Origin of the sequence: Nocardia sp. NPDC060220 (assembly GCF_042727815.1) — a bacterium.
Taxonomy (GTDB): domain Bacteria; phylum Actinomycetota; class Actinomycetes; order Mycobacteriales; family Mycobacteriaceae; genus Nocardia.
The window spans coordinates 1-2,030 of record NZ_JBHWZY010001073.1 but is presented as its reverse complement, the minus strand read 5'-3'; the positions used below and the strand labels follow the sequence as shown (position 1 = coordinate 2,030).

The 2,030-nt window shown below is 67.7% G+C and carries 3 protein-coding genes; 1 reads left to right on the top strand and 2 read right to left on the bottom strand.

Annotated elements, in window-relative coordinates:
• Together ACFWF3_RS33740 and ACFWF3_RS33735 are read right to left on the bottom strand one after the other, a co-directional pair.
• A partial coding sequence (locus tag ACFWF3_RS33740; protein ID WP_379318033.1) for a L,D-transpeptidase occupies positions 1-466 on the bottom strand: 466 nt, incomplete at its 3' end.
• 144 nt (positions 467-610) lie between these two features.
• A complete protein-coding gene (locus ACFWF3_RS33735) occupies positions 611-1,804 on the bottom strand; it encodes an FAD-dependent monooxygenase (protein WP_379318031.1) in 1,194 nt (397 codons plus the stop codon).
• Between the two features lie 82 nt (positions 1,805-1,886).
• On the opposite strand from ACFWF3_RS33735, the gene ACFWF3_RS33730 reads away from it, so the two are divergent.
• Positions 1,887-2,030, top strand: a 144-nt coding sequence (locus tag ACFWF3_RS33730; RefSeq protein ID WP_379318035.1) for a helix-turn-helix domain-containing protein, incomplete at its 3' end; no start/stop codon positions are given.

Below are 2,030 nucleotides of genomic sequence, written 5' to 3'. Positions count from 1 at the left end.
GCGCCTTGGCGGCTTCCGGGGTGAGGCGGATGCAGCCGTGGGACTGCTCCTCGGTGGGTCCGATGTGGTAGGCGATGTCACCGTTGAAGAAGACCGCGTACTCCATGGGGGCGTTGTGCAGCGTGCTCCAGTGGAACGGCTTCTTGAAGGCCACCTTGAAGACTCCGGGCGGCGTTTCGTAACCGGGGCGGCCGTGTGACATCGGGCTCGGCCCGAAGGTGACCTTGCCGTTGTCCATCAACCACGCGTTGTTGGTCGACAACTGCAGGCACGCACGGGCTTTCTCGCTGCACGGAGCCACCACGGGCTCCGGCGGCGGGGCGGGAATGATGGCGGGCACGCCGGGCACATCGGGCCCGCCGGGCCACAGTGGTTCGGCCTGAACAGGTGCTGTGACCGCGGCCCCGACCACCGCCGCGCACATCACCGCCTGCACGGCCCATCGGGGAATACGACTACTACTCACGAAATCTTGCCTCTCTCGCCGCGCCCACCCCTGGTCGTCGTACGCCCAGAACATGAGCTTTCACCATCGACACAAGCCTCGGAAAACATAGAGGTACAGCGATCATGGAGTATTACGATCGTGTTGAGCAAGCCCAGGGCCGGGCTACCGGCGCGTCACGCGCCGCAGCGGATCGACCGGGGCCGCCGCGGGAGGGTCCGCCCGGAACACACGGGCGGCCAACGGTGGCAACACCATCAGCCGGGTGAGCTGGTTGCGCAGCCAGATCCGGGTGTTCGTGGCGGGGACGAGCATGGCGCTGCCGGTGCCGACCGAGCGCTGGCGAGTGCGGACGATCGGGCGGAAGGCGTGTTCGTAGCGAGCGAAGGCAGCGGTGTGGCCGTCGCTCTCGGCGAGGGCGGTGGCGAGAAGATGCGCGCCTTCGATGGCGAGGGCGGCGCCCGAACCCGAGAACGCGGTGGCGCAGTAGGCGGCATCGCCGACCAAGCCGACGCGGCCGTGCGACCAGGTCGGCATCCGGATCTGTGTCATCGCGTCGAGATAGAACGTCGGATCGGCGGTGGCGGCGTCGAGCAGAGTGGGGATTTCCCAGCCGGCGGTGGCGAATTGCTCGCGCAATAGCTCGATCTGTGATTCCCGGTCGCGCGGGAAGTCGAACTCGCGCGATGTGCGGAACGCGAAGAACGCTTGCGCGTCTCGGTGATTGCCGGATCGATACACCCCGGCGACGCGGCCCGCCGTATTGTGCAGCGTCACCTCTCGCCGCGCGCCGAAGCTCACATCCACCGTGGCGGTCGCGAAGCCGATGCCGAGCGGGTGCGCCGCCTCGGCCTCGCTCAGCACCGCGAGATTGCGCACGCGCGAATGCAATCCGTCGGCGCCGACGACCAGGTCGAATTCCGCGCTGGTGCCACCGGCGAAACTCACCTGGACCGTGTCGCCGTCCTGGGTGATGGTGTCGACGGTGTCGCCGAAGCGGTAGTCGACATCGTGCGCGGTAGCGTCGTGGAGAACGCGGGCGAGGTCGCCGCGCATCACCTCGATATCGCCGGGCTCGTCGAAGGTGCTGGTCGGCATACCGGCGACTCGTCGTCCCTCGGCATCGACGAAGGTGAGCGCCCGGATATCGGTGGCGAGGTCGCGCAGCGCGGGCAGCACCCCCATGGATTCGGCGATACCGACCGCGGCGCCGCGCAGATCGACGCCGTTGCCGCCCGCGCGCAGCGCCGGAGCCTGTTCGACGACGGTGGGACGGAACCCCTGGCGGGCGAGCCAGTAGGCGAGAGTGGGCCCGGCGATGCTGGCGCCGGAGATGAGAATGCGGGGATTGGTCGACATGACGACTCCTCAGTGACTGACCGTTGGTCAGTCCTCACCGTAGGCTCCTGACCGATGGTCAGTCAAGGGATAGAATGCGCCGATGAGTGATGACGCAGCGGTCGGCACCAGGGAGCGCATTCTTGCCGTCGCGATGGATCTGTTCAGCGCCCACGGTTACCACCGCACGACGGTGCGGGCGATCGCCGACCAGCTCGACATCTCCAAGGCTGGTGTCCTCTACCAC